Origin of the sequence: Thermoanaerobacterium sp. RBIITD, from assembly GCF_900205865.1 — a bacterium.
In the GTDB taxonomy this organism is placed as follows: Bacteria; Bacillota; Thermoanaerobacteria; order Thermoanaerobacterales; family Thermoanaerobacteraceae; genus Thermoanaerobacterium.
In genome coordinates, this window is sequence record NZ_LT906662.1 from 2821782 (window position 1) to 2848023 (window position 26242).

The 26242-nt window shown below is 31.8% G+C and carries 24 protein-coding genes; 17 read left to right on the forward strand and 7 right to left on the reverse strand.

Annotated elements, in window-relative coordinates; all coding sequences use genetic code 11:
- Positions 1-355: 355 nt before the first annotated feature.
- From CPG45_RS17705 to CPG45_RS13635, 7 genes are all read left to right on the forward strand, one after another.
- The gene (locus CPG45_RS17705) at positions 356-520 is read left to right on the forward strand and encodes a helix-turn-helix transcriptional regulator (protein WP_231968792.1); all 165 of its coding nucleotides are present in this window, start codon (positions 356-358) and stop codon (positions 518-520) included.
- Between the two features lie 216 nt (positions 521-736).
- The gene (locus CPG45_RS13610) at positions 737-1237 is read left to right on the forward strand and encodes a DUF1648 domain-containing protein (protein ID WP_096232408.1); all 501 of its coding nucleotides are present in this window, start codon (positions 737-739) and stop codon (positions 1235-1237) included.
- Between the two features lie 502 nt (positions 1238-1739).
- Positions 1740-4130, forward strand: a complete 2391-nt coding sequence (locus CPG45_RS13615; RefSeq protein ID WP_096232409.1) for a BglG family transcription antiterminator — start codon at positions 1740-1742, stop codon at positions 4128-4130.
- 21 nt (positions 4131-4151) lie between these two features.
- A complete protein-coding gene (locus CPG45_RS13620; protein ID WP_015311257.1) occupies positions 4152-4463 on the forward strand; it encodes a PTS fructose transporter subunit IIB in 312 nt (103 codons plus the stop codon).
- Positions 4464-4497: 34 nt separating this feature from the next.
- The gene (locus CPG45_RS13625) at positions 4498-5577 is read left to right on the forward strand and encodes a PTS fructose transporter subunit IIC (RefSeq protein WP_096232410.1); all 1080 of its coding nucleotides are present in this window, start codon (positions 4498-4500) and stop codon (positions 5575-5577) included.
- A gap of 62 nt (positions 5578-5639) precedes the next feature.
- Complete coding sequence (locus CPG45_RS13630; RefSeq protein WP_096232411.1) at positions 5640-6491, forward strand: class II fructose-bisphosphate aldolase; 852 nt, start codon at positions 5640-5642, stop codon at positions 6489-6491.
- A 15-nt stretch (positions 6492-6506) separates the two neighbouring features.
- Positions 6507-7370, forward strand: coding sequence for a ketose-bisphosphate aldolase (locus CPG45_RS13635; RefSeq protein WP_096232412.1), 864 nt, complete (start codon positions 6507-6509; stop codon positions 7368-7370).
- A gap of 341 nt (positions 7371-7711) precedes the next feature.
- Here CPG45_RS13635 and CPG45_RS13640 read toward each other — a convergent pair whose 3' ends face one another.
- Positions 7712-8905, reverse strand: coding sequence for a glycosyltransferase family 39 protein (locus CPG45_RS13640; protein WP_096232413.1), 1194 nt, complete (start codon positions 8903-8905; stop codon positions 7712-7714).
- Positions 8906-9332: 427 nt separating this feature from the next.
- Complete coding sequence (locus tag CPG45_RS13645) at positions 9333-10031, reverse strand: tetratricopeptide repeat protein (protein WP_197702820.1); 699 nt, start codon at positions 10029-10031, stop codon at positions 9333-9335.
- Positions 10032-10193: 162 nt separating this feature from the next.
- Here CPG45_RS13645 and CPG45_RS13650 point away from each other — a divergent pair, with 162 nt between their 5' ends.
- Positions 10194-10544 (forward strand): phenylpyruvate tautomerase MIF-related protein, encoded by a 351-nt coding sequence (locus tag CPG45_RS13650; protein ID WP_096232414.1) that lies wholly within the window; start codon positions 10194-10196, stop codon positions 10542-10544.
- 2 nt (positions 10545-10546) lie between these two features.
- Here CPG45_RS13650 and CPG45_RS13655 read toward each other — a convergent pair whose 3' ends face one another.
- On the reverse strand, positions 10547-11152 hold the full coding sequence (locus tag CPG45_RS13655; protein WP_096232415.1) for an SOS response-associated peptidase: 606 nt from the start codon (positions 11150-11152) through the stop codon (positions 10547-10549).
- Positions 11153-11288: 136 nt separating this feature from the next.
- Between CPG45_RS13655 and CPG45_RS13660 the strand changes: the two genes are divergently transcribed.
- The 6 genes from CPG45_RS13660 (at position 11289) to CPG45_RS13685 (ending at position 16554) form a co-directional block, all read left to right on the forward strand.
- Entirely contained in the window at positions 11289-12659 is a 1371-nt protein-coding gene (locus CPG45_RS13660) for a phosphomannomutase/phosphoglucomutase (RefSeq protein ID WP_096232416.1), read from the forward strand.
- Positions 12660-12811: 152 nt separating this feature from the next.
- Positions 12812-13375, forward strand: coding sequence for an antiterminator LoaP (gene loaP / locus CPG45_RS13665; RefSeq protein ID WP_096232417.1), 564 nt, complete (start codon positions 12812-12814; stop codon positions 13373-13375).
- A gap of 36 nt (positions 13376-13411) precedes the next feature.
- Positions 13412-14320, forward strand: a complete 909-nt coding sequence (galU, locus tag CPG45_RS13670) for a UTP--glucose-1-phosphate uridylyltransferase GalU (protein ID WP_096232418.1) — start codon at positions 13412-13414, stop codon at positions 14318-14320.
- A gap of 35 nt (positions 14321-14355) precedes the next feature.
- The gene (locus CPG45_RS13675; RefSeq protein ID WP_096232419.1) at positions 14356-15039 is read left to right on the forward strand and encodes a YveK family protein; all 684 of its coding nucleotides are present in this window, start codon (positions 14356-14358) and stop codon (positions 15037-15039) included.
- Between the two features lie 13 nt (positions 15040-15052).
- On the forward strand, positions 15053-15778 hold the full coding sequence (locus CPG45_RS13680) for a CpsD/CapB family tyrosine-protein kinase (protein WP_096232420.1): 726 nt from the start codon (positions 15053-15055) through the stop codon (positions 15776-15778).
- Entirely contained in the window at positions 15775-16554 is a 780-nt protein-coding gene (locus CPG45_RS13685; RefSeq protein WP_231968794.1) for a tyrosine-protein phosphatase, read from the forward strand. Before CPG45_RS13680 ends, CPG45_RS13685 begins: the two co-directional genes overlap by 4 nt.
- Positions 16555-16584: 30 nt before the next feature.
- Here the strand turns inward: CPG45_RS13685 and CPG45_RS13690 are convergent, their stop codons facing one another.
- Both CPG45_RS13690 and CPG45_RS13695 read right to left on the reverse strand, forming a co-directional pair.
- Positions 16585-17142 carry a hypothetical protein gene (locus tag CPG45_RS13690; protein WP_096232422.1) on the reverse strand — a complete coding sequence of 186 codons (558 nt, stop codon included), beginning with the start codon at positions 17140-17142 and terminating at the stop codon, positions 16585-16587.
- A 59-nt stretch (positions 17143-17201) separates the two neighbouring features.
- Positions 17202-19115 (reverse strand): S-layer homology domain-containing protein, encoded by a 1914-nt coding sequence (locus tag CPG45_RS13695; RefSeq protein WP_096232423.1) that lies wholly within the window; start codon positions 19113-19115, stop codon positions 17202-17204.
- Positions 19116-19400: 285 nt separating this feature from the next.
- Between CPG45_RS13695 and CPG45_RS13700 the strand changes: the two genes are divergently transcribed.
- Entirely contained in the window at positions 19401-20459 is a 1059-nt protein-coding gene (locus CPG45_RS13700) for a YkvI family membrane protein (RefSeq protein WP_096232424.1), read from the forward strand.
- 45 nt (positions 20460-20504) lie between these two features.
- Here the strand turns inward: CPG45_RS13700 and CPG45_RS13705 are convergent, their stop codons facing one another.
- Positions 20505-22304 carry a thioredoxin domain-containing protein gene (locus CPG45_RS13705; protein ID WP_096232425.1) on the reverse strand — a complete coding sequence of 600 codons (1800 nt, stop codon included), beginning with the start codon at positions 22302-22304 and terminating at the stop codon, positions 20505-20507.
- A 137-nt stretch (positions 22305-22441) separates the two neighbouring features.
- Here CPG45_RS13705 and CPG45_RS13710 point away from each other — a divergent pair, with 137 nt between their 5' ends.
- Positions 22442-23095, forward strand: a complete 654-nt coding sequence (locus CPG45_RS13710; RefSeq protein ID WP_096232426.1) for a DUF2225 domain-containing protein — start codon at positions 22442-22444, stop codon at positions 23093-23095.
- Positions 23096-23159: 64 nt separating this feature from the next.
- Positions 23160-25856: a cation-translocating P-type ATPase gene (locus tag CPG45_RS13715; RefSeq protein ID WP_096232427.1), complete on the forward strand. Its 2697-nt coding sequence runs from the start codon at positions 23160-23162 to the stop codon at positions 25854-25856.
- A gap of 3 nt (positions 25857-25859) precedes the next feature.
- Here the strand turns inward: CPG45_RS13715 and CPG45_RS13720 are convergent, their stop codons facing one another.
- Positions 25860-26195: a hypothetical protein gene (locus CPG45_RS13720; protein ID WP_096232428.1), complete on the reverse strand. Its 336-nt coding sequence runs from the start codon at positions 26193-26195 to the stop codon at positions 25860-25862.
- Positions 26196-26242: the final 47 nt, after the last annotated feature.

Below are 26242 nucleotides of genomic sequence, written 5' to 3' on the forward strand. Positions count from 1 at the left end.
GTTGCATAGATAAATCAGGTTTTAGAATAGGTATGTCTTTTAAAGAAGAAGCCGTAGGAACAAATGCTATTTCAATGGCGATGCAATTAAGAAGATTAGTTTATTTAGAACCTCAGCATCATTTCTGTGACATTTTGAAAAAATGGTATTGTATTGAGCGCCTATCATTGTAGATGAAAAGATAATAGGATATTTTGATGTATCGACGATAGAATATGTCATGGCAGATGAAATGACTATAGTTTTAGAATTGCTTGCAGATAAAATTGCCGATGAATATAAAACCAATATAAAAGAGCAATAACTAAATAACTGCAATATAAATTTAACTGATAATCAGATAGAGATATTGCTAATGCTTGCAAAGGGTTATAAAGAATTGGCCATATCAAGAGAGATTGGAATTAAACCAGTTACTGTAAAATATCATAAGAGGAAAATAATTGAGAAGCTATGCGTAAAAAGCATTCAGAAAGCAGTTACAAAAGCGGTTAAATTAAATTTAATAGATATAGATTAAATTTTAAGATTATACTTTTGTATAGTTTTTTGCTTTTTATGTCAAAACTATACAAAGATATAGTAGACATTGGAAAAACAGCGCTATAAAATGAAGATGTACAAGGGCATTACAGTTTATTAAATAGATAGGAATAATAAAAAGGTATTGAATAGAGAAAAGAACATTAACAACGGCTCAGATTAACTAAAAATTTATGAAAGGAATGAAAATTAAATGTATAAAAATAGGCCTGTTTTAAAGTTAAAATTTTCAACATTTGAAAAAGTTATCGAAATAATAGTAATAATTAATCTCATTTTAGAATTATTACTATTTATTAGGTATTGGCCATATCTTCCAAATAAAGTTCCAATACATTATAGTTTATCTGGTAATCCATATTCTTGGGGTAGCAAAGGAACTCTTTTTTTAATACCTATAGTGAGCATTTTATTATATTTTATGTTTTCATATATAAGTAGATTTCCTCATATATTTAATTATATTCCTGAAATTACTGAGGAAAATGCAGAGCGCCAATATAGAAATGCGCGTACGCTTATGACTTGTTTAAAGGTAGAGGTTATTTTTTTGCTTTCGTTTATCTTATATAAAGATATATATATAGCTTTAGGGAAGTTTAAAGAACTTGGAATCGGGTCTATTGCTATTTTATTGATAATAATTTTTGTTACAATAGTATATTTTATTATAAAATCAATAGAACTAAGGTGAAAATTGTAGATAAAAAGGATACAGAAGTTTAACATACAGATGTGACTTTTTAAAATAACAGGTAAAAGTTATAGGCTTGAGTATAGGTAATCATTTTTTAATGGACATATGGAAAAAAATTCAGGAAAATTATTTTCCGAAATTTATCTGAAAGTATTTGCCGTTTACAAAAAATGCAGAAATACTAATTATTGATGTGAGAAACGATAAAATACAAAAGAAAATAAAATTAAACAATTGCCTCTCTTTTAATAAGATGCCATAATTTCATTTTGAATGTTTTATAAAAATCAAAATAATAAACTATAATTAAACAAAAAGTACTGTGTAAATTGCACAGTGGCTTATTTTTTATAAATAAAAAAACACGCAGTTGCATTTAATAGAGAGTTGTTATATAAGTTCCTTTTTTAAAGGAACTTATTTGTTATTTTACATATTTGAACAATATGATATCCTATACTTGTGGGGCAGAGGGAGAATAAAAGAAAGGAGGTAAACGTTGATTAGTCTTACTAAACGCCAGATAGAATTTATAAAATTATTATTGGAAGAAACAAATTATAAAACAATTAAAAGCTTTGCTGATTTATTAAATGCTTCCAATAAAACCATTCAAAAGGATCTAAGGGTGATAGAGAAATATCTGAATAAATTTAATATTATGTTAGACCGTAAACGAGGTACAGGCATTATGATTGTAAATGCAAAAAATGCCAAATGGCTTTTACTTAACGATCTTGAGAGACAAGAAAGAAAGCATGAAAATATTTCAATCAAAGAACGCAGGATTGAAATTATTAAAAACTTGTTGATTAGTTCACATATGAGTACTTCTATACAAAAACTTTCCGATATGTATTACGTTAGTAAGACGAGCATAGTAAATGATTTGAGTTATATTGAAAAATGGATATCACAATTTAACCTCAAACTGGAGAAAAACATAAAAGGGACTAGGATAGTAGGAACAGAAAATGATATTCGAAGAGCTATTGAATCTCTCCTAATTGAATACTCGAAGGAAGTGGATAAAGATTGGACTATTGAAGAGCTGTCAACGCGCATTGATGCATCTACATTAAATGCATTATTAGAAATTTTTGAAAAAGATAAGATTATTTATGTTAATGAACTTCTTGTTAAATTGGAAAAGAAATATAATTGTCTCTTGAATGATCCTTATTACATCAACATTTTGACTCATATTTTGATTTCATTGACCAGGGGGTTGGAAGGAAAGCAAATAGAGGTAGATATTGCAAAAAGGTCCGATAATTTGAAATATGAAAAAGCTTATGAAGAGGCGAAAAATATTGTTAATCAAATTAACAAAGATTTTCAGACACAATTAGGAGAATCAGAAATTTACTATTTATATCAATATTTTATCTCTTCTGGATTAGTGAAAAATATGAGTGAGAATGCTAATGAGGTTTTAAATGAATTAAATCAAAGGGCGAATATTTTTGCAAAAAAAGTGACATCTTTTATGGAAAAAATTATGAATATAAATATTTTAAATGATGAAATCGTAATGGAAGGGTTATTGATGCATATACGTCCTATGCTGAACCGACTCGACTACGATATTCAAATATCAAATCCAGTAATAGGAGACATTATAGAAGAATATCCGGACATTTTGAATATATGTAAAGCAGCTGTATTAATGGCAACATATGATTTAAAGCTAAAAACGATTCCGATGGATGAGATAGGATATTTGGCATTATATTATCAACTAGCATTAGAACGATCAATTGTTAAAAGACGTATCCTGGTTGTATGCCAAAGTGGTTATGGAACATCACAATTGTTAAGTACAAGGATCCGGAGGGCTTTTCCGGATTGGGAAATTGTAGATATTTTATCAGTTAGCATGTTAAAAGAACGTAACATGGATGATATTGATTTTATTGTATCAACAGTACCAATAGATATTAGAGAAAAACCTTATATCCTTGTATCTACGTTTTTAAATGATCAGGATATTCAAAATATATACAAACTTTTAGTAGAAAAACCAGTGAAAACTGATAGAAAACAAATAGGTACATTATATATTAACCAATATCTAACAGAGGAAAATATTTATTTCAATAAGCAGTATGATGAGGTTGTTGAACAATTAAATAAAAAATACCAGACCAATATCAATTTTCACGAAATTTCACTTGGTGATGACATAAAAGTGGAAATGGGATTCTATAGCAAGCAACCTATTTTAGCAATTGCATTGAATGATATCAGGAAACTGAAGAAGCAAATCGTATTTTATATAGCAATGGATAATACTGATATAATAACTCATTTATTATCAGAAATATATCATCTTCATACCTTTGAAGGGTCCATGTACTATTTAAAAAAATGTGTGAATAGAAAAGATGTGAAGAGTTATTTTGAATTGAATGAAGGAGAAATGAAGATTATGGCAACTGATTTAGCAAAAGTAATTAAAATTGAAACAATCAAACTTGATATGGAAGCAAAAACAAAAGACGAAGTATTACGGGAATTAACGACATTACTATATAATGCAGGAGCTTTATCAGACAAGGAAGCTTTCTTGGATGATGTATACTACAGAGAACGTTTGGGTTCTACAGGTATTGGCAATGGGATAGCAATTCCTCATGGAAAATCAAAATTTGTTAGTAAAACATCATTAGCTATAGGTAGAACTAAAACAGACATTGAATGGGAAACATTAGATAATAAACCGGTACGCTTTATTATTTTGTTTGCTGTGAAAGAGGAGAACAGGGATAGTGCTCATATTCGTTTACTTTCACAAGTGGCGACAAAATTAGCAGATGATGAAGTATGTGAAAGGCTACAAAAAGTGAAAACACCTGAAGAGATTTATCAAATATTTGCAGGAGAATAAATATAGAAAGGAGGAAGATTTATGAAGATTGTAGGAATTGCAGCTTGTACATCTGGAATTGCGCATACTTATATAGCAAAAGAAAAATTGGTGCGCGCTGCACAAAGTTTGGGACATGAAATTCACATTGAAACTCAAGGAACTATTGGAACAGAAGATGAACTTAAAGTAAGTGATATTGCAGAAGCTGATGTTGTAATCATCGCAGCTGATATCAAAGTAAAGGGCAGAGAACGCTTTTCAGGCAAAAAAGTCATTGATGTTCCTACTGAAGTTGCAATTAAGTCTCCAAAAGCACTGATTAATAAAATCCAACAAGAATTAGGATTATAAAAAATTATTAAAAACAGAGGGGAGAAGATCTAATATGTTAAAAAACTTACAGTTAAAGAAACATGCGTTAACGGGTGTTTCATTTATGCTTCCACTAGTTGTGGCATCTGGCTTATTAATTGCAATTGGCAATCTAGCGGGAGGAAATCCATCTATAATTAAAGATTACAAAGACTCCTATACGATTTGGCAGGCAGCTGTATCACTTGGTGTATTTGGTATGGGGTTAATTCCAGCAGTAATGAGTGCAGCAATTGCTTATTCTATTGCTGATCGTCCTGGCATTGCACCTGGCTTATTGATGGGTATGATTGCTAATGCTATTGGTGCTGGTTTCCTTGGTGGCATGCTTGGTGGATACCTCACTGGCTATTTTGTGAATTTCTTAAAAAACAATCTAAAACTTCCAAAATGGGCACAAGGGTTAATGCCAATGATGATTATTCCATTACTTTCTTCAATTGTAATCGGTTTATTGATGTTTTTTGTAATCGGTGGACCTATTGCGTCAGCTTCAAGAAGCTTGACAAACTTCCTACGTTCTATGAATGGAGGCTCTAAAGTAATATTTGGTGCTATTATGGGTGCTATGGCTGCATTTGATTTTGGCGGCCCTGTTAACAAAGTTGCATCATTGTTTGCAGATGGTTTGTTAGCAGAGGGGATTTATGGACCAGAAGCAATTAAGATTTGTGCTTCAATGATTCCTCCATTTGGTGTGACATTATCATGGTTGATAAAAAAATCAAGATACAGTAAACAGGAAGCTGAGAACATCAAAATTGCATTCCCAATGGGTATTTGTATGATTACAGAAGGTGTTATTCCAATTGCGGCAGTTGATCCAATACGTGTTATTTTCTCTTGTTCTTTCGGCGCAGCAATCGGTGGTATCTTGATTATGCTATTAGGAGTCGGTTCTCCTGTTCCTTCAGGTGGTATGTTTATTGTTCCTGCTATGCATAACCCACTTGGTTTCTTAATCGCTTTAAGTGTAGGCTCAATAATTACTGCAATTCTTTTGGTATTTTTAAAAAAGGATGCAATAGAAGAAGATACTAAGGAAGATGAAGATGAAGAAGAACTTGATTTATCAAGCATTAAAATAAATTAATTTTATAACTATCATAGAGTACATCTACTGCATTTTGTGATACCGTTTAAAGGAGAATTGTTATGTATGTTTCAATGACAGAAATGTTGAAAAAAGCTAACCAGAATAATTATGCTGTAATGGCAATTAACTGCTTTAATATAGAAACAGCGAGAGCTGTTATAAAAGCCGCTGAATTGGAAAATGCTCCTATTATTATCAATGTGGTTCAAGAGCATTTGTTAAACCATTGTGATAGTGGATTAATAACTCCCATTGTAAAAATACTTGCTAGCAGAACCAATATAAAAGTTGCTTTAAATTTTGACCACGGGCAAGATGTACTATTACTTAAGAAAGCAATTGACGATGGATTTTCTTCGGTAATGGTAGATGCATCTCGCTTTGGCTTGGAAGGAAATATTGCCATGACAAAAGAAATTGTACAATATGCACATCCCAAAGGAGTAAGCGTAGAGGGTGAAATTGGGTGTATGGGAGCTACTGAGGGAGCTAATTTTACGGTAAACGATATGTATACAAATCCTAAAGAAGCATTACGTTTTGTAAGAGAGACAGGAATTGACGCTCTGGCTATCTCAATTGGTTCATCTCATGGTAATTATCCTAAAGGCATGGTTCCAAAGTTTGATTTTGAACGATTAAAAGTCATTAAAGAATTAACAAAAATGCCATTAGTACTTCATGGAGGTTCGGGCTCTGGTGAAGATAATATATTGAAATCTGTGAAATATGGTATCAATAAAATTAATGTGGGATGTGATTTCATGAATGCTAATATTGCAGCAATTAAAGCAAGGCTGAAGGAAAATCCAGATATTAATTATTATGTATTAATGCACCAAGTTGAGCAGGACAGTATAAATTTAGTAAGATATTATATCAAACTGTCCGGCTCTCAAAATAAAAATTAAAAAGGAGAAAAGATTATGTTAATGAACATGAAACAGTTACTAAAAGTAGCTCAGGAAAATCACTTTGCAGTACCAGCTTTCAACACAAGCAGTAATATGATATTAAAAGGTGTGATGGAAGCGTGCCATGAAAAACAAGCTCCAGTTATTATAGCAATACATCCGGATGAATTGTCATTTGTAGAAGACAGTTTTGTAGCTAGTGTCATAGAAGAAGCATATAAATCTGATGTACCAGTTGCTATCCACTTAGATCATGGCGCAACCTTTGAACAGATAGTTCATGCAATAAGATGTGGATTCACATCCGTTATGATTGATGCTTCCCAAATGCCATTTGAAGATAATATCGCAATTACAAAAAAAGTAGTTGAGACTGCGCATGCTGTAAATGTTTCTGTAGAAGCAGAACTTGGAACAATCGGTAAGACAGGTAACGATATAGAACCCTCAAATGACAAGATCATTTATACAGATCCTGCGCTAGCAAAAGAATTTGTTGAAAAAACTGGCGTAGATACATTGGCAATAGCTATAGGAACAGCTCATGGTATCTATCCTAAAAATATGAAACCAAAATTAAGATTAGACTTGTTAAAGGTTTTAAGAGATACAATAAATATTCCCTTAGTATTACATGGCGGTTCTTCTAATCCAGACGATGAGATCGCGGAATCTGTAAAAATAGGTATTTCTAAAATTAACATTTCCAGTGATATTAAAGAAGCATTCTATCGAAGATGTCGTGAAGTTTTACAGGATCCTGTTATCCGTGAACCAAATGAAATTTATCCGCCATGTATTAAAGCTATGAAAGAAGTTATATACCATAAGATTGATTTGTTCAATGATGCTGATAAAGTTAAATTCTATAAGTAGGGTGTATATAATTATTTAGATTTCTTAAAAAGTTGATAATTAAAATGTTACTTTATGAATAAGGTAATATTGTAAAAAACATAGATTAAAACTGTAAATTAATGATGTTAAAGCCATAATAGGATTTACAAAAACCTCTTATGGCTTTAACATTCTTTGCATAAAGTTTTTTAAAAAACAAGATTGTTGTATTTGTCAAAAAATTTCAATTGAATTTCCTTCAGCTTTGGGCATAAAAAATTATGCAATATTTTGAATCTTAATCCACTACTCCGCTTACAATAGGGTGTATAATAGAACAAGTATCAGTTTCTTTGAGCTATTATAAAAGAACTAACATTTCATGCAATCCAGTTCCAGGTTACAAATAGTGTAAAAAAGAATGCCTGAATTAATGAAAGAGAAATAATAAGGGATAATTTTAGGTTTTGACGATTAATTGTGATTTGTGCTAATGCTACCATAATAGGAAAAAGCACAACAATGTATCTGGACATGCTTGCTAAAGGCGTCATAGCATAAATTGTTGGTGCTGTCATAGGCACAAGAGTACCTATGAGGCTATAAATAACCCAAGACCATGGTAATCCATAACGCCTGCCAATAAAAGGAACGATGAGCCCTATAAGAGCAGATATTCCGTCAATAGTACTGTAAAGAGCAGCAAATGGTGCTTTCCATGCGCTTACATAGACACCTTGTGGGAAGCTTGCAGGTGGTGCAGTAAATATATTGTATATAGCTACTACCAAACTAACAAATGGCGGCATTAATTTGTGTCCCCAACCGTATTCGGCGTGTATAAATTGTAGCGGATTTCCCGTAAACTGCCATAAATAAATTGCCCAGATTGAGAAAGCTATAGGAATTAGCAATATTGGATAGCATTTTTTAAGTGACTTTTTTCCATATTGTTTCCAAGCAATTATTGAAAGTGGGATAATAAGTGTTATGCCGAGGTTACGCGTCAAGACAGCTATAGCCCCACCTATTCCAGCAACCCACCATTTTTTATGATCAGCAGCCCAAAAAGACAGTGCCGTCCCAAAGAGAAAAAGCGATTCTGTGTATATAGCGGAGAAATAGAAGGATGTTGGAAATATTAGCATAAATATGATTGATAATCTTGCAATTTTTTCTCCAAAATGGTCTTCTACTAATTGATATAGTATATATAATGCTAAGATAAAGAATATATTTGATATAATTATACCGACTATAAGATAAGGTATACTCGTTATTCTATGTACTAGTGCTATCAATAATGGATATAGTGGGAAAAAAGCCTGCGGGCTATAATGTGTTTTATATGGCAAATTATAACCATATTGAGCAATTGCCAAATACCATTGGGAATCAAAACGATCCCACATAGTGAATATAAGCGGTAACTTTGGGAAAGGCCAAGGTTCTGCAAGAGGACCGCCGGGAATTCTTAAGGTTGCTGCCCATCCAACAAATATAAGCGTAATTCTTGTAAATAACCATATCATTAATATCCAGCTTTGCTTTTTTAAATTGTACAATATACTCATATCAAATAATATCCCTTCATAAATGATTAAATGTATCGTATTCCATAATATTTTGCTACTATTAATGATAAATTATTTATATAGAAAATTCAATTACAATTGTTAAAAATGTCTGTTATATTCCTTATGTAAAACAATTCTAAGCATAATGTTTTATTAAAATCTATTTATTAAATTTTTTAAAAAATCCATCTAAACCTATTACTTAGAATATAAACTGTCATAGATTTATTAACAAAAATCTATTATAAGTGAATTTTTGTTTTTATGGTACAATAATAATATATAAAAAATTATGAGAAAAATTAGGAACATTAAATATGAAAGGTATCAGATAGTACATAATTTATAATGAACCGAGGTATGCCGAACGGTACGTACGGTTATGTGAGAGGACGGTAAATAACTCGATTTTAGGTCATTTTGTTCATTTTAATAAATCTTGAAATTCCTTAGATTGCTTTACAGGATTAAAATCTTTTTCATCCTTAGCGAGATTTTTTATGTTTGGTTCCATATTAATAGCGATTTTCAGATATTTAACAGTATTTTCGATGTCACCTCGCCTTCCATATATACTTGACATACCATAATATGTCCAAACATAATTTTCAACTTCCAAATCCTTATTGTACCATTTTAGAGCATCATCATAGTAACCATACAATTCATAGGATAATGCCTTACTGTATCTTGCTAAACCATAATTTGGATTTATTTCAAGAGCTTTGTCGATATTTTTCATTCCCTCCTGAAAATTGCCATTATATGAAAGGGCAAGCCCCTTTATCGTATAAGCTTCGTAAAAATTAGCATCTTCTTTTATTATTTCCTCTGCTAAATTTATAGAATCGACATATTTTTTCTGACGGAATAATAAAAAGCTTTGTTGAAATTTATCTTCCAATTCCTTAGATTTATTGTCCTGCTGCTTTGCAATTGAAGGTTTATTTTCTTGTTTTTGAACTACATTTTTAGTGTTCTTTGTTTTTTCTTCTGTTGTGATATTTTTATTGATAACAGGTTTATATGTTTTGTGATTTAAAAAATTATATCTTACTTCAATTATCGTTATTACTAATACCACTGCAAATATAAGTCCAATTACTACTTTTTTATATTTCACAGCAAACACTTCCTCATATTATTACTTACCATAATTTTATCATAGATATTTTAATTAATAAATATCTACAGTATATCTATTGAAGCAATTTAGATGATATTCTATAATATAACTATGTTATTCAGATAAAAAGATGATTTAGAAATGAAAGGAGAGTTTATAATGCCTATTATTAATTCTATAACAAAAGAAAAATTAAGTGACAACATGAGAGAGACATTAAAGAAGGAATTTGCATCAATGATGCAGGATGTAGCCGGTAAAAGTGAAAGCTGGCTCATGGTTAGATTTACAGAAGGTGATGATATATATTTTCATGGCGAACCTCTTGATAAAGGAGCAATTGTTGAAATACAGTTAATAGGAAGATTAAGCAAAGACCAAAAAGAGAGATTATCAGCAAGTATATGCGATATTCTTAATAAGAATCTAAATTATCCGAAAAATAGTATTTATATAGTCATTCAGGAATTTAGTGGGGAAAATTGGGGGTACAACGGTAGTACATTTTAATTTTATCCTACTTTTTGAATCAAAAGGTGATCCTCATATGGTATGAGGATTTTTTTTATGTCTGCTGACATATCATATAACCATACATCTTCTACTTCTTTTTTCAGTATTACAGGCATGCGGTTATGAATCTTTGACATTTCATCATTTGCTTCTGTTGTTATTATGACATAGCATGTAATGTATTCACCATTAATATTAAATGTATTGTATAACCCTGCCATAAAAAACATATCCATATTAGAAGGCTTTATAAGAAATTTATCTTTACTTCCGTCAATATGATTCCATTCAAAGAAACCTGTAGCAGGTATCAAACATCTTTTAGTATTAATTAATTGTTTAAACATTTTTCGCTCATCAAGTGTTTCACTTTTAGCATTTATTATGACTCCATTTGATCTAAAATTTTTAAATCCCCATTTAAATATTTCATAGGATTTATTATTGCCTTCATTAATTAAGACAGGCATATTATAAGTAGGATATATTTCACCTTTTTTTATATTTGAAATAGCATCACTGCTATATTTACGACTTAGCTCTGATAATATATTCTTTATTTCCTGAGTATCCTCAATACCAAAAAATAAATATCTGCCGCACATTTTAATACCTCCATATTCTTTTTAATTTATTATATCACGAAATTGTATCATTTTTATGCTTATATGTATTGTGAAAGCAACAATTTATTATATAATATTATTATAGATGTATTATTTTATAACAGGAGGGATATTAATGACGCTGAATCAAAATATGTTTAGAATGTATGACATAAGGGGCGTATGGAATGACGACCTTACCGAAGAAACTGCCGAACTTATTGGAAATGCATTCGGTACATATATTCAAAATGAAAAGGGCATAAAAGACGTTATTGTTGGAAGAGATAACAGGATTTCATCAAAGCCTATTCGAAATGCTATAATTAGAGGGCTTAATGCTACAGGTTGCGATGTATTAGATGTAGGAGTATTATCAACACCTGCTTTTTATTACTCACGAATATTATATAATTATGATGCTGGTATCATGATTACCGCAAGTCATAATCCTCCACAATTTAATGGTTTTAAAGTTGCATTTGGTCCATCAACGATATATGGTGATGAATTACAGAAGCTTTACTATATCGCTGAGGAAGGTAAATTCAAAACTGGGATAGGTACTGTAAACTACGCATATCCAATACATGACTATATTAAAATGATTGAAGATAAAGTAAAACTTGGTGATAGAAAGCTTAAAGTTGTTGTTGACTGTGGAAATGGAACATGTTCAAATATTTATCCTGATATCATTTATGGCCTTGGCTGTGAAGTATACCCGCTATATTGTGAATCAGACCCGACATTTCCAAATCATTTTCCGGACCCTGTAAAAGCTGAGAATCTAGAAGATCTCATAAAAGAGGTTGCAAGGTTAAATGCAGACATTGGCATTGCATTTGATGGTGACGGAGACAGAATAGGTGTTGTTGATGATAAAGGAAATATAATCTGGGGAGATATGCTCATGATTCTTTATTGGAGAGAAATCATGAAGAAGCACCCAGGTGCAGATGCAATCGTCGAAGTAAAATGCTCAAAGGCATTACCGGAGGAAATAAAAAAGCTCGGTGGCAATCCAATATTCTATAAGACTGGCCATAGCCTAATAAAGGCAAAGATGAAAGAGCTTAATGCTGTTTTTACGGGTGAGATGTCTGGACATATGTTCTTTGCGGATGAATATTATGGTTATGATGATGCAGCATATGCCGCTGCAAGGTTACTTAGAATACTTTCAAATACTGATAAAACATTGTCCGAACTGCTTTCAGATGTACCGAAGTATCCATCGACACCAGAATTAAGACTTCATTGTGATGATGAAAAGAAGTTTGATGTTGTAAAAGGTGTTACAGATTATTTTAGGAATAAAGGTTATGATTTAATAGATATTGATGGTGCAAGAGTATTGTTTGAAGGCGGTTGGGGCCTTGTCAGAGCTTCTAATACAGGTCCTGAGCTTATTGTCAGATGTGAAGCAGATACCGAAAAAAGGCTTGAAGAGATTAAAAATGAAATGGCTGAAATTTTAAATAAATATGGTGTCGAATTGAAATAAGATAATAAATATAAAAAGGGACAGTTTTCTGTCCTTTTTATATGTGAAAAATTTTTTTATATCCAATTTGTAGTAAACGGTCACAAAAGAAGGAATTTTAGAAATAAATGTCGAATATATAGACGAAATACACAAAAGGGGAGGCAGCATATGTGAATGATGAGGGAAAGTGGTATGTTATCTATACGAAGACAGGAGATGAGATGAAAGTAAAAAGATTTATTGATTTACTATTTAATAATTTTAATAAAAAAGTTGTTAAAACTTTAATACCGAAAAGAATTATAATGGAAAGAAAAGGGAAGCAAAGAATAAAAAAAATCAAGTATTTATTTCCGGGTTATGTTTTTATTAAGACTGGTATGTGCTATGATATATATTATAAGATAACAAAGCTACCTTATTTAATTAAGTTTTTAAAAGATGAATCAGAACCTGCTGAAGTTAAAGAAGATGAGATAAGGATCATACTAGCATTAACAAACGATTCTGATCTTATTGGTTTTTCAACAGGTATTAAAATTGGTGGAAGGATTAAAATAATAGACGGACCATTAAAAGGTTATGAAGGCCTTATAGAGAAGATTGATAAACGAAAGGGAAGAGTCAAAGTAAGGCTTAATGTTTCTGGAAATGCGAATTTAGTCGATTTAGGCCTACATATAATAGAAGACATTAGTAGCGAAAATGTTGATAGTTTAAGTGATGTGTCTTAAATATACATATTATAATAAAATTTTGGAGGCTTGAAAATGAAAATTAGAAAAGCTATAATTCCAGCAGCAGGTCTTGGAACAAGATTTTTGCCTGCAACGAAAGCGCAGCCAAAAGAGATGCTCCCAATTGTTGATAAACCGACTATACAATACATAGTAGAAGAAGCTGTGAATTCCGGCATAGAAGATATACTTATTATAACTGGGAGGAACAAAAGGGCAATTGAGGATCATTTTGACAAATCAGTAGAACTCGAACTTGAATTAAAGAAAAAGGGCAAGGAAAATCTTTTAAATCTTGTTGAAGATATAACGAATATGGTCGATATACATTATATAAGGCAAAAAGAACCGAAAGGGCTTGGACATGCCATATATTGTGCACATACATTTGTTGGTGATGAGCCTTTCGCTGTTCTACTTGGTGATGATATTGTTGATGCTAAAGTACCTGTTTTAAAGCAGATGATAGAGCAATATGATAGATATAATTGTTCTATAATTGGCGTACAGGAAGTTCCACAAGATGATGTAGATAAATATGGCATAGTAGATGTCAATTTAATTGATGGCAGGCTATATCGAGTGAATAATCTAATAGAAAAACCTAAAAAAGAAGAAGCACCATCAAGGATGGCAATACTTGGAAGATATATTATATCACCAAGGATATTTGAAATTCTCGAAGATACTAAACCTGGTGCAGGTGGCGAGATACAACTTACAGATGCTTTAAAGACCCTTTTAAATTATGAAGCAATTTATGCATATAATTTTGAAGGAAAAAGGTATGATGTTGGCGATAAATTAGGATATCTTAAAGCAACGATTGAATATGCACTTAAGAGAGATGATCTGAAAGATGAATTTATAAAATATTTGCATACATTAAAATTAAATGAATACGAAAGTTTTGATGAAGCCGCAAATACAAGTATAAAATAATTAAGCTATAACCATAAAAGAGGAGAGCTGAAGCTATGGAAGAACAAGAAATAGATTTAAGGGAGATTCTATCAATTATAAGGAAAAAGTGGTGGATTGTATTTGTCATAACTATATTTGCAGTTATTATAAGTGGTATTTTGTCGTTTTATGTAATAAAACCAACATTTCAAGCAAGTACATCATTGATTGTAAGCAAGTCACAAACAGCTCAGTACAGTAATGGCCAAATTCAGTTTCAGGATGTTCAAACAAATAGGCTTCTTGCTTCAACATATGCTGAAATTGCAACAAGTAGATCCGTACTTCAAGAAGCAATTGATGACTTAAAATTAAATCTGACAACAGACCAATTGAAATCAAAGATAAATGTCGCAGAAGAAGGCGATACTGAAGTTATAAATATAAGCGTAAAAGATAATAATCCGAAAATGGCTGCAGATATAGCTAATGCGGTAGCAAATTCATTCGTTGATAATATAGTTAAAATAATGAAAGTGGATAATGTCAGCGTAATTGATAAAGCAATACCACCGATGAATAAAGTCAGTCCTAAACCATTGCTTAATATAGCTATTGCTGCGATATTAGGTATAATGGTAAGCATATTTATAATATTTCTTTTAGAATATTTTGATAGGACATATAAGAATATCGACGACGTTAAGAAATATCTTGATTTGCCTGTATTAGGTGTAATTCCTGAACTTAAAGATTGAGGGGGTTGTTCTTTTGATTGAAGCGGAAAATAATAATTTAGATAAGAGCAATATAGTGAAAGCAAAGACATCAATTTCTGAAGCATTTCGTGCACTAAGAACAAATTTGCAATTTACAAGTGTGGATAATAAGGTAAAAAGTATACTTATAACTAGTTCATTACCAAATGAAGGTAAAAGTACAATTATAAAAAATCTTGCATATGCATTGGCTATGACAGGTAGCAGGATTATTGTTATTGATTGTGATTTAAGAAATCCTACTGTACATCAGATGTTTAAAATATCTAATATGAATGGATTAACGAATATCATTGTCGAAGATGCTAATTATCAAAAATATATAATATCAGATAAAGAATATGATAATCTTGATATTATACCATCTGGTCCAATACCACCAAATCCGTCTGAGCTCCTTGGTTCAAACAAAATGAAAAATTTTATAAATAACCTTAAAGAAGACTATGATTATATTTTGCTTGATGCGCCACCAGTATTATTGGTGACAGATCCTACTGTACTTGCGCCAATAGTTGATGGAGTTATACTTGTTGTACAAGCAAATAAGACAGAAATTGATGTTACTAAGAGGGCAAAAGAAATATTAACAAATTTAAAAGCCAATATTCTTGGTGTTGTTTTAAATAAAGTTAAGGAACATAATAAAGGCTATTATTACTATTATTATTATAGTGATGATGGAAGCAAACATAAGAAGAAAAGAAGGAAAAGATGATGGTTGATATTCACTGCCATATCATACCTGAAATTGATGATGGAGCATACGATATTGATACATCTCTTACGATGGCTAATATAGCGTATAATGATGGGATTAAAACGATAGTCGCTACACCACATTATATTGAATATGAGAATGAAATAAAAAAAGATGATATTTTAAAGAAATGTGATATGTTAAACAATTACATAGCAGATAGCAATATAGACGTAAATATATTGCCTGGATGCGAGGCATATATTTCACATACACTACCTTCAAAATATAAAGAAGGCAGTGTTATGTCTATTAATAATACCGGTAGATATATACTAATAGAGCTTCCAATGTTGGAATATCCTGAATATGCAGAAGATGTCATATTTGAATTTAAATTAATGGGTGTTACACCTATAATTGCGCATATAGAGAGATATAATTATATTAAAGATGACTTTGCTGTAGCATATAAGCTTATAAAAAAGGGTGCACTAACACAGGTTAATTCAACAAGCATTACTGGTTTATTCGGAAAGGGAACAATGAGGAAAGCCATTGACCTGATTAAGTGTAACATGGTACATTTTATAGCATCAGATGCCCATACAACAAAGGGCAGGTCACCCAAAATTGCTGACTCATTGACAGTCTTAAAAGATAATGGTATTAATGTTGAAATGATTGATTATATTGTTGCAAATAGCGATAAAGTAATAAATGGACATGATATAGATATTTATGAACCGGTTTTAAAGAAAAAAAATCTTTTACATAAATTATTTAAATTTTAAAATAAAAAATCTCCTTTAGATGGAGATTTTTTATTTATAATATTTATGATATAATTCTTTTATTTTTTCGATTTCGGCAGGTGAAAATTTTGAGTATGCGATACTTTTGGCCTTTTCCTTTTCTTCAAGTGTTAAACCACCTTTTGATAAGGACATCAAATATTGAATATCACCTGCACTAAGTTTTGATGTTACCATTTTTACAATTTCTGCTTTATCTGAAAATGATGCAGAGCTTTCAATTTGTTTGATAGTACTTCCTGTTACAGTAGAATTACTTGATGCAGTGCTATTGCTGTTACTTTCATTTGTGCTGCTATTGTAAGAATTACTATTTTTAGGTTCTATAGAATTATTATTTGCTTTATTTGTATCGCTATTTTTTAAAGTATTGTTAGCATCATTTATATTGTCATTATTTTTATTATCCTGTGAATTATTATCTGGAGTACTGGTAGTATTATTTTTCAATACTACATTTGACAGTAAATTCGACGAAATTTTGTTAAATGCATAATTGATTCCTAAATATGTTAAACCAGATAATATTAATATTGCTACTGCGGAAATAATCAATATTTTTTTCATACTGTACCTCTTTATACATAAAATAGAAGGGGAAGAACTGTCCTCCCCCTTTCAAATTTTTATTGCATGTCAAATAATCTACTTACTACAGCAACAGCTTGTGCCCTTGTTGATGTTGAGAGAGGACTATAGCTGTCTTTTGACATTCCATTCATTATATTATATTTAACAGATGCAGCGACAATATTTTTTGCCCAATCTGATACGTTTTTAGCATCTTTGTATTGTGCAAAAATTGTTGTTACTTCATCTTGACTAATTGTAACATCTTTACCCATATATTTCAATGCGTCAAGAGCCATTGCAGCCATCTGCTCTCTAGTTATATTGTCATTTGGAGCAAACTTATCAGAAGCGACACCTTTGACTAATCCAATATTATATGCTGTCGTCACATCATTGTAATACCAATCACTGCTTTTTACATCTGTAAATGGTGTTGCCTTTGTCTGATACGGTATATTTAGTAGTTTAATAAGGAATGCAGCAAATTGCGCTCTTGTTACATTTCCTTCTGGTACGAATGTATCAGCTGTCATACCATTTGTTATATATTTTGATGCCATGTATTCTATATCATTTTTTGCCCAATGGTTTGCTATATCTTTAAATGTCTTATTATAGTACATAAGCGCATATGTACTAAATCCGTATAACTTAGTTGTGATAGTGTTTGTAGCTTTGTCGTATTTTCCGCCTTTGTATATAGCAGTATCATTGTCAATTTTAAATAAGCTTATTCTTTTGGGGTCGTATTTTGTGCTATCAATGCCGTTCAATGATAATTTAACTGTTATCGGCTTATCGAATTTAGTTATATATGTGTCATTTCCGTCTTTAGTAGCTTTGAAGTAGAAAGTATATACTTTGCCAAGCAATGTCAATGATGTTGTATTTAGTTTATCAGCTATTGCTTTAGATTGAGTATCATCAAGTACATTTACAGAAACCTTAAGTGTTGATCCATCATTATTTGCTATTACACCCGCAGGTATATCAAGGCTAATTGCATTATCAGAGCTAGAAACAGTTGTTTTCTTTGTAAGGTCTACAGTGGCTGATGCAACAGGTGTGCCAACTTCAGTTACTCCTGTTTCACCGCCGGTTGTGCCACCGCTAATAGCTCCGCCACTGCTAGTTCCTCCACCATTTGGAGGTGTGTAATTATGAATGCCGTATGCATTTAACACTGCACGAAGAAGCTCTTGGTTATCTGGTGTTAATTTTGTGGCAGCTGTGGAGAAGTTATCTGCAGCAGTGACAATACTATCTAATGTTAATTTCTGACTTTGATTTTGATTTATATCTGCAAGGAAACTATTTACTAAATTTTGAAAGTCTGCATCCTTTTTAAGGTCATCTAAGGAATAAGTATTCCCTAATAATACATAATATACTTTAAAATTATCGTCTATTCTCAAATTATTGTGATGCTCTTTGATTAAATTTAATAGACTGCCTGTTTGAACATTGTTTATTAGGAAATTAATAACATTGTTGTGATCGTTATTAAATTTATTAACTGCATCCATATTAATGTCATAGTCGTGTAGTGTAACATCTTTTATTGTACCGCTTTCAATCTGACTTAGTATATCCTGGCGCTTTGTAGGCGTTATAAATGTCTTCATCGCTTGCGCAAGAAGAACAATATTATTTGATGTTACTTTGTAATCTGTAGAATTTAAACCTTGTAATATGCCTGCCACGTCATTAAGTAATTGTTCTGAAGTTTGACTTATATTGTCGTTTAAAAAATTTCTTACTTTTTGTATAACTTGTCCTTTTTGAGTATCTGGCAAATTGGCAAAAGTTGTAGCTGCTTGAGTAATAAACGGATTAACAATATCAAGTTGATCTTGTGTGATAGTAACTGAGTCTGCTGCTAATGCTGTAACATTTAAATACGGAAAAATAAGTGTTAATGATAAAACGAAAGCTAAAATAATTTTTGCTAATGAAGATTTTTTCATATTCTCCACCCCTTTATAATATAATTTGTTAAATACTGATAAATTGTTAATAATTTCACCCCTTTCTATGTAAAAAATTTCATCTTAATTATAAGACTTTGAAAAAACATAGTCAATATAATTGTCGGCATTTTATGGATAATATTTAGCAAAAATTGATTTTTTTTGGTAAATTGTCGAGTTATGAAGATTTCATAAATAAGAAAAAGCATAAATAGTTAATTAAAAAGTATAATATTTTATATCCTGCCTAAAATATACTATATTAAGAAAGGCGGGATTTTTTTGAGTAAAAAGGATTTGTCCGTTTTTTCTATTGCTGCTACATATATAGGTACTGTTGTAGGTGCGGGGTTTGCTTCGGGACAGGAAGTACTGCAGTTTTTTGGATATCATGGTGTTAAGGGCTTTATAGGTTTATTAATTGCGGCGATTATATTCGTCGTTTATGGGTATATAATTCTTTTGTTAGGCAATATGCTCAATGCTACATCACATTATGAAGTCATAATGAAAGCAGGTGTGCCGGTATTCGGTAAAATCATAGACTATGTCATAATATTTTTCTTATTTGGTGCATTTACTGCAATGCTGGCCGGCACAGGTGCCATTTTTAAAGAGCAGTTTGGACTGCCTACAGCATTAGGTTCTGTTTTGATGGCTGTAATATCTGTTATGACTGTTTTAACAGGAATAGCAGGTGTTATTTCCGCAATATCATTTGTAGTGCCGATTTTATTAATTGGCGTATTTGTTGTAAGCTTACTCGCTATTATTTATACACCTGAGATAGCTGCTATTGGGCGTATTTCAATGCCTATTAATGCGGCAGTCAAGAATTTTTTTGTATCAGGCATCATATATGCGTCATATAACCTTTTAATGTCTGTTGCAATCTTAGCACCACTTGGAAATCAGACATCTACAAAGTCGAAGCTTAAATGGGGTGCCATATTTGGTGGTATTGGCCTTGGCTTTGGAGCGACTATGATACTTTTTGCTATACTTACAAATATGCCGCAAGTATCACAGTATCAAATACCAATGCTGTACATAGCTGGTAGGTTTTCAAATACTTTGAAGCTTGTTTATAGTTTTATATTGATTGCAGAGATATATACAACAGCTGTCGGGAATCTTTATGGTTTTGCAGCGAGGCTTACGGTAACAAAAAACTTAAAATACAAGATATACACGATTATAGCCGGAGGGGTTGCACTCGTTTTAAGCAGATTTGGATTTTCAAAGCTTGTACATTATATGTATCCTTTGGCAGGATATGCCGGTATTATAATGCTTTTTGGCTTAACATATGGTTTATCAAAAAGAAATAATACAACATGAAGAACCGCTTATTTCTAATATGCAAATAAGTCAGTTCTTCTATATTTATTTAAATATCTTGCTGCTTATTCTTATTGTATTTTCTATTTCTTCTTCATCTACTACAGGGTCTATACATTTTTCACCTATACATATATATGCTGCAGGATATTTTAATGGGGAATAGCCTTTTAAATCAAGTTTTGATGCGTCATTAACTACATCGATGTATTTGACAACTTTATTTGGTGCATATGTCTTTAACACTTTTTTATAGAATGAATTGGTTTTATCATCATCTTTTCTTCCTACGACATTGATATGAAGTGGCCCATTCATATAAAAATCCATCGCAACCGCAAATGTTGATGCATATATGCCATATTTTTTATATGATTTGCTAAAAAGCTTAAGTGTTTTTGAGATTTCTTTTTTGTGATCATCTCTTTCTAAGATTCCGTCAAGTCTCATTAATGCTAATGCCGCTCTTGAATTTGTGAGTATATCTTTTTCATCATTATTAATATTTTTTAGAGTTTTATCATTGACTATATCTTCAAAGAAACCTCCTTTATTTTCATCAAAGAATTTATTAACAATGATTGTAGCAATTTTTGATGCTTTATCAAGATAAATTTCATCAATCGTTATTTCATATAGATCTAGGAAAGCATTTAACATATTAACATTGTCATTAAGTATTCCCAAAAGCTCAGGTTTTTGTGTGTAATAATGATAAAAACCGTAGTCATCGTCAAATATTTTGTTGAAGAAATTAATAAGGCTTATCATCATTTGCAGATATGAATTGTCATCAAGTACTAGTCCGCTGTATAGAAATCCCATAGCGGCTAAGGCGTTTTTATCCGTATATATCGTTTTATCGACAAGAGGCTTTTTGGCCTTCTTTCTTTTATCAGGCGGCAATCTGTAGAATTCTTCTTCAGCATCTTGACTTCCATAAAAGACTGAGTTTTTATTGTCATAAAGCTCTGACTTCATGTAGCTTATTATTTTTGAAGCACCATATTTAAATTTATCGTTTTTTATTACATTATAGGCTTCAAGCAAGATTTTTAAAAGCACAGAGTTATCTTCGAGCATCTTTTCATAGTGTGGCATGCTCCAATCCCTTGTTGTTGAATATCTGAAAAAACCGCCATCAGTTTGGTCAAATATACCTCCTTCCAGCATGTTTGTAAGGGTCTTTGAAAGCATGAGTGATGCATTGTCATCACCTGTTTTTGAATAGTAGAATAGGAGGAATTCTAAGGCTTCACTCATTGGGAATTTTGGCTCTATACCAAATCCACCGTATAATTTATCATAAGTTTTTACTATATTTTCGTAAACATATTTTATGGCATCACATGCTAAACCTTTTGATATGGTCTTTAATGTAAATATTGGTTTTGCTTTATTTTTATTTTCTCTTATCTTAACTTCTATTTCATCCCTATTGTTTTTGTAATAACTATGTATTTCCTCTAAAAATGTTAAAAATTTTTCTGGCGGAATATATGTACCGCCACTCAATAGAACTCCATCATAATTTAAAATAGCGACAGTAGGCCATCCACTCATATTGTATCTTCTATTTATATCAGGCCTCATGTCTGTGTCAACTCTTACTGGTATAAAATTTTGATTTATATAGTTTATAACAGGTTCATGTGAAAAAGTTGTTTCATCCATAACGTGGCACCAGTGACACCATGTGGCACTTATGCTTAAAAGTACTAATTTGTCTTGTTTTTTTGCAGTATTGAACGCCTTCTCGCTCCATTCATTCCAATTGATGTTTTTAGCTTTATTGTTTCTTGGAGAAAATCTAAAAGCCAGCTTTTCATTTTCATAAGTAGGCATGAAAATCACCAACCTTTGTAGATAATAATTTTGTAGATAATAATATTATTTATTTATTTTTCCCTCGAATATCATATTTAATTATGATAAAATAAATATAGAACATATTATGACAATAATTGACAGGAGTGAAATAAATGAATACATTTTTGTATGACAGTAAAATTGTATGTCCTGTTTGCGAAAGAGAATTTACCTATACAAGAGTTAGGACATCACATCTAAGAGTATTGGAGAGGGGAAAAGATTTTTATACTAAATATGATGGAATAGAGCCTTTTTTTTACGATCCAATTGTATGTCCAAATTGTGGTTATGCTGCTCTAAATGAAGAGTTTAATAAGGTGGACGATAGAGCCAAAAAAGAAATACTGTCAAAGGTGACTGTTAACTGGACAAAAAGAAAGTTTTCAGGTGAAAGAACACCGCAAAAAGCCCTTGAGTCATATCTTTTATCACTTTACTGCTCACAACTAAAAAATGATAAAGATATAATTATAGCCAAGACATGTTTAAGGATAGCGTGGATTTACAGGATTTTAATGGATAAGGGTAATGAAAACAAATACTTACAGTTTTCCCTCGATTCGTATACAAAGGCATATGAAGGGGTAGAGGCCTATGATGGCGAAATACAGCTTATATATATGATTGGCGAGCTTAATAAAATACTTGGTTACAAAGATGAAGCTGCTAAATGGTTTAATAAGGTAATGAATCATCCTGATAGAAATCGACATACTTTAATAGTAAATTATGCGAGGGATGAATGGCAAAGCTTAAAAATATGAGGTCATGTTTTTACATGTTACCTCATATTTTTATATGAGAAGAAATGTTCAAAGGGGGGTACAAATGTTTCAAACAAAAAAACCAGAAAATGATACGATTTACTATTTTAACAATAAGATAGATAAAAATGGTTTAAGTGAACAGGAAGCACGAAAGAGACTTTTAAAATACGGACCGAATGCACTTGAAGAAGGTAAAAAAGTAACGGCATTTGAGATATTTTTGGATCAGTTTAAAGATTTTATAGTAATGGTGCTTTTGGCCGCAACGCTGATTTCTGCTATTATGGGTGAAGTGGCTGATGCAATTACGATTACTATTATAATCATTTTAAATGCAATTTTGGGGTTTATTCAGGAGTATAGGACAGAGCAATCATTGGAAGCCTTAAAAAAGTTAGCAGCCCCGTCAACAAAAGTAATAAGAGATGGGGTAACTAAGGAAGTACCTGCGGAAGAGGTCACGATTAATGATGTTATTGCACTTGAAGCAGGTGATAGAGTTCCTGCAGATGCTGTTGTTTTTGAAGCCCATAACCTTAAATTAGATGAGTCTATATTGACAGGTGAATCTGTACCGGTATCAAAAGAACCTGTTAACATTGAATTAAAGAGGTCTACAGAGAAAAAAAGCATAATATATATGGGAACTATAGTGACGAGCGGCAGATGCAAAGCGCTTGTTATGGATATAGGCATGAGAACGGAAATGGGCAAAATTGCTGGCATGATAAAAGAAATTGATAATAATGTGACACCGCTTCAAAGAAGGCTTGATAAACTTGGCAAAGTACTTGTCACAGGTTCTTTGATTATTTGTGCCATTGTGACGATACTTGGGATAATGAGGGGCGAATCTATATATTACATGTTCCTTTCAGGTGTAAGCCTTGCCGTTGCGGCCATACCAGAAGGGCTTCCTGCTGTTGTTACTGTATCGCTTGCAATAGGTGTACAAAGAATGCTTAAAAAGAATGCTATAATAAGGAAACTTCCAGCTGTTGAGACGTTGGGTTGTACAAATGTAATATGTACTGATAAGACGGGGACGCTTACAGAAAATAAGATGACAGTCAAGAAAATATTTGCTAATGATGATATCATTGATATTGAAGGTAAAGATTTAAGCAGTAGATTCATATTGAGGGGTAAAAGGATAGATCCAACTATTGATCCTGTCATAAAGAGGCTTCTTGAGATTGGCGCAGTATGCAACAATGCTGACATAAAAATAGACAGGATAAAAATAGGCAATGAAATTGTAGATAATGTGAAGTATTCTGGTGATCCAACAGAAGCAGCTATTCTATATGCCTCAGTGGTAGGTGGAGTGTCGAAGGATAAAGTTGATAAGTATATAAAAAGGATTGAGGAGATACCATTTGATTCGGATAGAAAAAGGATGAGTGTAATAGTTGATGAAATTGGTAATATGTATGCATTTACTAAAGGTGCACCAGATGTCATAGTTGAGCTGTGCACTAGGATTTTGAGAGACGGAAGGGAAGTTCCGCTTAGTCACTTTGAAAAGAAGAGAATTCTCGATGCCAATGAAAGGCTAGGTAGAAGTGCACTTAGAGTTTTGGCATTTTCATATAGAAAATTGCCATATGGAATAAAATATGATTATAAAAATATAGAGAGAGACTTGGTTTTTGTTGGGCTGGAAGGAATGATTGATCCGCCTAGGAAAGAGGCGTATGATGCAGTTTTAAAATGCCGTTTAGCTGGCATAAAACCGATTATGATAACTGGTGACCATAAATTGACTGCTGCTGCTATAGCAGATGAGCTTTGTATTCACAACAAGTCGGATAATATCTTGACAGGTTCTGAAATAGATAAAATGGATGATAAGAAATTTTTTGATGCTGTTGATAATACTACTGTTTATGCAAGGGTTTCACCGAAGCATAAACTTCGCATTGTAAGAGCACTTAAAAATAGAGGATACACTGTTGCAATGACAGGTGATGGTGTAAATGATGCACCTGCAATAAAAGAAGCCGATATAGGGATTTCTATGGGTAAAGGTGGCACGGATGTTGCTAAAGAAGCTTCATCTATGATTTTAATTGATGATAATTTTGCGACGATTGTGGCAGCAATTGAAGAGGGAAGGATTATATACGATAATATACGGAAATTTATAAGATATCTTCTTTCATGTAATATTGGTGAAGTTATAACGATGTTTATAGCGGCCTTGACATCATTAGAGCTACCGCTTATACCGATTCAGATATTAATGGTTAATCTTATAACAGATGGTCTACCTGCATTGGCATTAGGTCTTGATCCAGCTGATAGAGATATTATGAATATGAATCCAAGGGGTGCCCATGAAAGTATATTCTCAAAAGGCCTTGGAATAAGGATCGGGATTGTAGGGTTTTTAATGGCATTTTGCACACTTTCATCATATATTTTTGCTTTAACATATGGTACACTTGATAGAGCGCGAACAATTGCATTTGCAACACTTGTTATGGTCGAATTAATACATGCCTTTGAATGTAGATCTGAAAGGCATTTAATATTTGAGATAGGCATTTTCTCCAATATGTATTTAGTTATTGCATGTATAATATCTTTTTTACTTTTTGTTTCAACTATATACATACCATTTTTAAGTGCTGTATTTAAGACAGTTGCATTAACATGGTTTGATTGGCTTGTCATTATATTTTTCTCATCAATTGAGTTCGTTTTTAATAATTTATATACGGCTTTCATATTGCCAGCAAAAAAGACGAAGTAGATTTTACTTCGCCTCTTTTTTTAATACTTTTAGTGAATACCTAAGCTCCAAGTAGTTAACAAGCCTCTGTATTAGGTCTTTCTGGTCTTTATTGAGAAGGTTCCACTTATGCCGGTAATCTGCAATAACTGATTTTATAAGCTCGTTTGCCATTATTTTATTATCATTTGTTTCTTTGTAGATAAAAAGCCTTGAAATTCTTCCATTTCCCTTTCTAAGCGTTTTAGGGTTTATGCCGTAGTCAACTTTTTTGTCCTGTACTAAGGCATACCAGTTGTAACCGTCTATTTCACCATAAATTATACCATACTTGTTATTTTTACTTTCTACTTTTATCATTTTAAGAAATTCTCCTCCAATAGAATTAGATTATTCTATTAGAGTTT

Excerpts from the sequence above, each read along its gene's own strand:
- CPG45_RS13630 (WP_096232411.1), top strand. The coding sequence starts at position 5,640 with ATGTATGTTTCAATGACAGAAATGTTGAAAAAAGCTAACCAGAATAAT.
- CPG45_RS13635 (WP_096232412.1), top strand. The coding sequence starts at position 6,507 with ATGTTAATGAACATGAAACAGTTACTAAAAGTAGCTCAGGAAAATCAC.
- CPG45_RS13695 (WP_096232423.1), bottom strand. The coding sequence starts at position 19,115 with ATGAAAAAATCTTCATTAGCAAAAATTATTTTAGCTTTCGTTTTATCA.
- CPG45_RS13715 (WP_096232427.1), top strand. The coding sequence starts at position 23,160 with ATGTTTCAAACAAAAAAACCAGAAAATGATACGATTTACTATTTTAAC.
- galU (WP_096232418.1), top strand. The coding sequence starts at position 13,412 with ATGAAAATTAGAAAAGCTATAATTCCAGCAGCAGGTCTTGGAACAAGA.
- CPG45_RS13685 (WP_231968794.1), top strand. The coding sequence starts at position 15,775 with ATGATGGTTGATATTCACTGCCATATCATACCTGAAATTGATGATGGA.
- CPG45_RS13650 (WP_096232414.1), top strand. The coding sequence starts at position 10,194 with ATGCCTATTATTAATTCTATAACAAAAGAAAAATTAAGTGACAACATG.
- CPG45_RS13705 (WP_096232425.1), bottom strand. The coding sequence starts at position 22,304 with ATGCCTACTTATGAAAATGAAAAGCTGGCTTTTAGATTTTCTCCAAGA.
- CPG45_RS13625 (WP_096232410.1), top strand. The coding sequence starts at position 4,498 with ATGTTAAAAAACTTACAGTTAAAGAAACATGCGTTAACGGGTGTTTCA.
- CPG45_RS13720 (WP_096232428.1), bottom strand. The coding sequence starts at position 26,195 with ATGATAAAAGTAGAAAGTAAAAATAACAAGTATGGTATAATTTATGGT.
- CPG45_RS13655 (WP_096232415.1), bottom strand. The coding sequence starts at position 11,152 with ATGTGCGGCAGATATTTATTTTTTGGTATTGAGGATACTCAGGAAATA.
- CPG45_RS13710 (WP_096232426.1), top strand. The coding sequence starts at position 22,442 with ATGAATACATTTTTGTATGACAGTAAAATTGTATGTCCTGTTTGCGAA.
- CPG45_RS13610 (WP_096232408.1), top strand. The coding sequence starts at position 737 with ATGTATAAAAATAGGCCTGTTTTAAAGTTAAAATTTTCAACATTTGAA.
- CPG45_RS13640 (WP_096232413.1), bottom strand. The coding sequence starts at position 8,905 with ATGAGTATATTGTACAATTTAAAAAAGCAAAGCTGGATATTAATGATA.
- CPG45_RS13675 (WP_096232419.1), top strand. The coding sequence starts at position 14,356 with ATGGAAGAACAAGAAATAGATTTAAGGGAGATTCTATCAATTATAAGG.
- CPG45_RS13660 (WP_096232416.1), top strand. The coding sequence starts at position 11,289 with ATGACGCTGAATCAAAATATGTTTAGAATGTATGACATAAGGGGCGTA.
- CPG45_RS13620 (WP_015311257.1), top strand. The coding sequence starts at position 4,152 with ATGAAGATTGTAGGAATTGCAGCTTGTACATCTGGAATTGCGCATACT.
- CPG45_RS17705 (WP_231968792.1), top strand. The coding sequence starts at position 356 with ATGCTTGCAAAGGGTTATAAAGAATTGGCCATATCAAGAGAGATTGGA.
- CPG45_RS13690 (WP_096232422.1), bottom strand. The coding sequence starts at position 17,142 with ATGAAAAAAATATTGATTATTTCCGCAGTAGCAATATTAATATTATCT.